We start from the raw sequence: 4,423 nt of genomic DNA, 5'->3' as shown, positions 1-4,423 counted from the left end.
GCGGTTGATGTGCCACCATCGCCGACGACGCGGCTGTTTTTCCCCTGTGCGGCGCGCCCTTACATGGTGGTTTCCGGCCCGCTGGGGGCGGTGCGGATTGGCCCGGCCCCGGCAATGATTTTGCTGGCGGTTAGCGGCAAGCCCGACGGGTTTGTGGTGGATTACCTGGCTTTGAGTGAATCGGTTTGGCCTGACCCCGATTTGATGCCCGATGGCTGGCGCGATGTTTTGAAGGTTCATGTGTGCAAGTTGCGCCGTTTGTTGCACCGCGTCGGATCGGAAATGACGATTACGACGGTGTGGGGGCGCGGCGTTGCGATGCGCGGCACCGCGATGATGGCGGCCAATGACGACACCCACCTAAAGCAGGTTTCAAACGCCTGAACGCGCATATCGGGCTTTCCTTGCGGGCGGCCCGACGGACAAGACGGCGAGTGTCCGGCGCCCTTTAACCCCGTCAGCCGGTGGAACTGCCAGCCTCCCTTTGGCGACCCGCGACCGGCCTGCACCACACTGTTTTATAGTCTTGTTGAAAGGTTACTGGCATGTCGGTTCGTTGCAAGTTTCGTTGCACTTTGGTTTCCCAGTCTTTGCATGGTTTTGCTGTTCATTTTGATCCGGTGATTTCCGGGAGCCCGGAAAATGATGAGTTTTTTAAATATACGCCGTCGGGCGAATTGAAAATTGGCCCTGTCCGTACTGATGTCGCCAAGGGGTTTAGCGTTGGCGAGAACTACTATCTCGATATTTCTCCCGCGCCGGGGTGATCACTGGTTTTGACGTGAGCCTTACACATAACCCCGACCCCGGCTTGAAGGCCGGGGCGGGGATTTGGGGTGTCAGCGTGTAAAAATCGCGCCGGGCAGGCGCAAAATGCCCGGTGCGTCCACCCCTGAAAATGGAGGCGATGATGTAACCCCAGCCACGGCATAAAACCGGCGAATGCACCACAAAGCCCGCGCCGGTTTTTGCGGCCCCTTACCCCAGCCTGACGGCGGGGTGGGGCTTAAGGCCGTGGGGGTATGCCCCGCTTCACACAGATACAGGCGGACGGATATGGAACAGGAAAAAACGGTAGAGATACCGGATGTGGATATGGATTTAAGCCTGCGCCTGGCGGTGCAGAATGTTCTGCGCGGGGACCGTGTTGATGGCGCGGTTGGCCGCACGGTTTCGGTTTTGCAGTGCGTTTACGGGTGCAAGACGACCTTTTATCAGGGGCGCAATAGCGCGCATTCCATCGTGGTCGGGGGCGTGGTGCATAGCGTGCCCGATGCGGTTGACCGCGCGAACGGGCTGTTAAAGCGGCTTGGGTTGTTCGGTTATTATATCGCCTATCCCGGCGCGAAAACGGACCCGCTTTCGGGCGCGACCGCTACGGGCGACCGTACGGCCAACGATAATTTCTGCGGGCCTTACGGCAAGGGGGTTGCACAATGAAAACCGGGTATGAGATTTTAAAAACGTCTTTGGCCGAGGCGGCAAACGATAATTTAACCCTCGGAGCGACGGTCGTGCGGGTGATCAATGATCTGACTGTTGCGGGCCTGGCCATCGTGCCGAACTGGCCGCCGGTTGATTATGACCTGCCTTTGATGGTGATGGATGCCAAGGTATCGCACCCCGCAACGTTGGTGTATCGCGCCGCATCGGTGAAGGATTTTTATGGCCGGTTCGGTGCGCTGGTGACCTGGTTCGATGCGGGCCGGGCGCGGTCATGCTGGTTTGATGTACGGGGCCAAAGTGCCGCCTGCTTTGATTTGCGGGTAATGAATATTTCCGGGCCTGTGCCTACGGTCGCCGATATGAACCCGGTTGTGGAAAGGGTGGCGTGATGGGAAACCAGTTCAAGGCCCTTCGGGCGGCCAATATCGCCCGCCAAGCTGAATGGGATGCGGGCGGTGAAATCTCCATCGAGTTCCGGGGTAATGAGTTGGCAGGCGAAGTGGGTGAGGCTTGCAATCTGATTAAGAAAATTGCCCGTGAGCGGATGGGGTTGCCTGGATCGCGGGCGAAAATTTCGGACCTTGCCGAAGAATTGGCCGATGTTGTGATTTGCGCTGATTTGATTGCGATGGATGCAGGGATTGATCTGGCAAATGCCGTTGTCGCCAAGTTCAACAAGACGAGTGAAAAGGTTGGTTTGAAAACGCGGATGGCGTCACGCCGTCATGGAGGGCTGGGACAATGAGCTATCCTGTATATGTTGACCGGGCTGTTAAAGACATCATCGCCGAACGCCAGCGCCAGATTGAAATCGAAGGGTTTGATGCGGCCTGTGATGCTGCCAATACCCGGCACGAACTGGCCCGCGCAGCGGCGTGTTATGCGGCCAAGGCGGCGTTTCCGAATGTTGGCGAGGCGTCATTTATCGACATTTTCATGCGGGTTTGGCCTTGGGATGAACGGTGGTGGAAACCCGCCGGGCATCGCCGGAACCTTGTTAAGGCCGGGGCCTTGATTTTGGCTGAAATTGACCGGCTGGACAGGCTGGAAGCGCAAGAGGCAAAGCCATGAAAAACCAACCCGATAAATACAATGCCGTGCCGTCCGATGCGCCAGACATTGCGGCATGGGTGCTGGCGGCGCTGATGTTTTGCTGTGTTGTTATCTTGCTGGCCGGGGCGGTTGGCGTGATCTGGCGCTGGGTATCGTAACCAAATTTGAAAGGAGGGCAGGGCGATGCAACAGGGTGGAATTGCCGCCGATCAGCTTGCCAGTTACATCGAGCGGATAGAGCGGCTGGAAGAAGAAAAGGCCAATCTGATGGCCGATATCAAGGCCGTGAAGAATGAGGCCAAGGCGCTGGGTTTTGATATTAAAACAATCAATACCCTTGTGAAGTTGCGCAAGCTGACGGACCAAGAGCGCGAAGAACAGGAGGCGTTGCTAGACATTTACAAAGCGGCCCTTGGCATGTTGTTCGATACGCCGCTGGGCGAGGCGGCACGGCGTCGCCTGGGCAAGTCGCCCGCCGGGGGTGGCGATGGTGACGGCCAGACTGATCTGGAAGATTTTACCCGGCCCAAGCCAGACCCGGAACCTGTCGGAGACGATGGTGCCGCCCCGGCCGAGGCGATCCCCGATGATGCGGACCCTGATGCGATGGGCGCGGATGCTGCCAAGGGCGGCAAGCCGGTTACGGCCAACCCGTTTTTGGCGGGCGATAAGCGCCGGGCGATCTGGGATCAGGCATGGTGTCGTGCCAGGGGCAGCGATGGCATGGAAATCCCCGAAGCCTGGCGGCGGACAAAGACAAAACCTGCGGATAAAGATCAGCAAGGGGCAGCACAATAATGCAACGTTTTGAGATAGGGATGGATGTTCGCAAGTTTGCCGATATCCATATGCCATCGGATGCGGAAGAGCCGATTTTGGCCGCGCCGGTGAGATCTGCTGTGCATGAATGGATGACCGAAATATGGGCATCGGCGGATTTGGAAGATGTGGGGATTGCACCCCGGCGCAGCGCCATTTTATATGGCCCGCCGGGCTGTGGCAAAACGACACTGGCGCACCATTTTGCCGCCCGGCTGGGTTTGCCGCTGGTGTCGATCAATATGGACAGCCTTGTTTCAAGCCATCTTGGCGGTACGGGCAATAATATTGCCAAGCTGTTTAAGTCCCTTGAGGGGCGGGAACGCGAATATGTGCTGTTTATGGATGAATTTGACGCGGTTGCGACCAAGCGCACATCGGATAATCAGGCGTCGGCGCGTGAAATGAATGCCACGGTCAATTCGCTGTTGCGGCGGATCGAAGCGTTTAAGGGCACGGCAATTGCCGCAACCAACCGGAACGAAGCCATAGACCCGGCCATGTGGCGGCGCTTTGGGTTGCATCTGGATGTAAAATTGCCCGGCTGGAATGAACGCTTTGCCATTGTCCGGCGCTATTTGCACCCTTTTACATTGCCCGATGATGACCTGGACGTGATTGCCGATGTGACGGAATACGCATCGCCCGCCCTGATTAAACAGGTGATGGAAGGGTTAAAACGCGCCCTTGTTCTGAATGCACGGCTGGGCCGGAATGTGGATTTGCCGGGTATTCTGGACGGGATCGTTGCGTCGGTCCAACCACAGGAAGGCTATAACAAGCCGCCCTTGTGGGAGGGCAAGGAAGCCGTGGCGCGGTTTGCGGCGATTGGCTGGCCGCCGGAACGGGCGGCGGCGTGATGCTGGACCTGTTTGGCATGGGGTTGCTGGTTATCGTTGCGGGCGTGGTCGGGGTTGTTCTTGGCCACGCCGTGGCGGCGGTTTGGGGGTGATATGCCCCGTTTTCACAAAGGAGTCGTTATTATGGAACGTGCCTTGAATGCAACGAATGACAATCTGTCTGGCAAGGGCGGCTTGTTCGAGATTGAAACCCGCGATTTGCCGGGCGGGGCGGTTCAAACGGTTAATGCTCGTGAACTGCATGG

9 protein-coding genes are annotated in these 4,423 nt (G+C 57.8%); all 9 read left to right on the top strand.

Annotated features, from left to right (window positions below; translation table 11 throughout):
* A partial coding sequence (locus THS27_RS25775; protein ID WP_139835757.1) for a helix-turn-helix domain-containing protein occupies window positions 1–384 on the top strand: 384 nt, incomplete at its 5' end.
* A gap of 161 nt (window positions 385–545) precedes the next feature.
* Complete coding sequence (locus tag THS27_RS25770) at window positions 546–767, top strand: hypothetical protein (protein WP_085595813.1); 222 nt, start codon at window positions 546–548, stop codon at window positions 765–767.
* Between the two features lie 289 nt (window positions 768–1,056).
* Entirely contained in the window at window positions 1,057–1,440 is a 384-nt protein-coding gene (locus THS27_RS25765) for a hypothetical protein (RefSeq protein ID WP_085595811.1), read from the top strand.
* Window positions 1,437–1,835, top strand: coding sequence for a hypothetical protein (locus tag THS27_RS25760; RefSeq protein WP_085595809.1), 399 nt, complete (start codon window positions 1,437–1,439; stop codon window positions 1,833–1,835). The genes THS27_RS25765 and THS27_RS25760 overlap by 4 nt, the downstream gene beginning before the upstream one ends.
* Window positions 1,835–2,191 carry a MazG-like family protein gene (locus THS27_RS25755; RefSeq protein WP_085595807.1) on the top strand — a complete coding sequence of 119 codons (357 nt, stop codon included), beginning with the start codon at window positions 1,835–1,837 and terminating at the stop codon, window positions 2,189–2,191. Before THS27_RS25760 ends, THS27_RS25755 begins: the two co-directional genes overlap by 1 nt.
* The gene (locus THS27_RS25750; RefSeq protein ID WP_085595805.1) at window positions 2,188–2,517 is read left to right on the top strand and encodes a hypothetical protein; all 330 of its coding nucleotides are present in this window, start codon (window positions 2,188–2,190) and stop codon (window positions 2,515–2,517) included. Before THS27_RS25755 ends, THS27_RS25750 begins: the two co-directional genes overlap by 4 nt.
* On the top strand, window positions 2,514–2,657 hold the full coding sequence (locus THS27_RS27030; protein ID WP_168185020.1) for a hypothetical protein: 144 nt from the start codon (window positions 2,514–2,516) through the stop codon (window positions 2,655–2,657). Before THS27_RS25750 ends, THS27_RS27030 begins: the two co-directional genes overlap by 4 nt.
* Before the next feature lie 25 nt (window positions 2,658–2,682).
* Entirely contained in the window at window positions 2,683–3,297 is a 615-nt protein-coding gene (locus THS27_RS27800; RefSeq protein ID WP_085595803.1) for a GapR family DNA-binding domain-containing protein, read from the top strand.
* Window positions 3,297–4,178, top strand: a complete 882-nt coding sequence (locus tag THS27_RS25740; protein ID WP_085595801.1) for an AAA family ATPase — start codon at window positions 3,297–3,299, stop codon at window positions 4,176–4,178. The genes THS27_RS27800 and THS27_RS25740 overlap by 1 nt, the downstream gene beginning before the upstream one ends.
* Window positions 4,179–4,423 lie beyond the last annotated feature (245 nt).

The sequence above is a fragment of the Thalassospira sp. MCCC 1A01428 genome (assembly GCF_002115825.1).
Classification (GTDB): domain Bacteria; phylum Pseudomonadota; class Alphaproteobacteria; order Rhodospirillales; family Thalassospiraceae; genus Thalassospira.
Note: the sequence above shows the minus strand (reverse complement) of the source record. Positions and strands in the feature narration are given on the sequence as shown.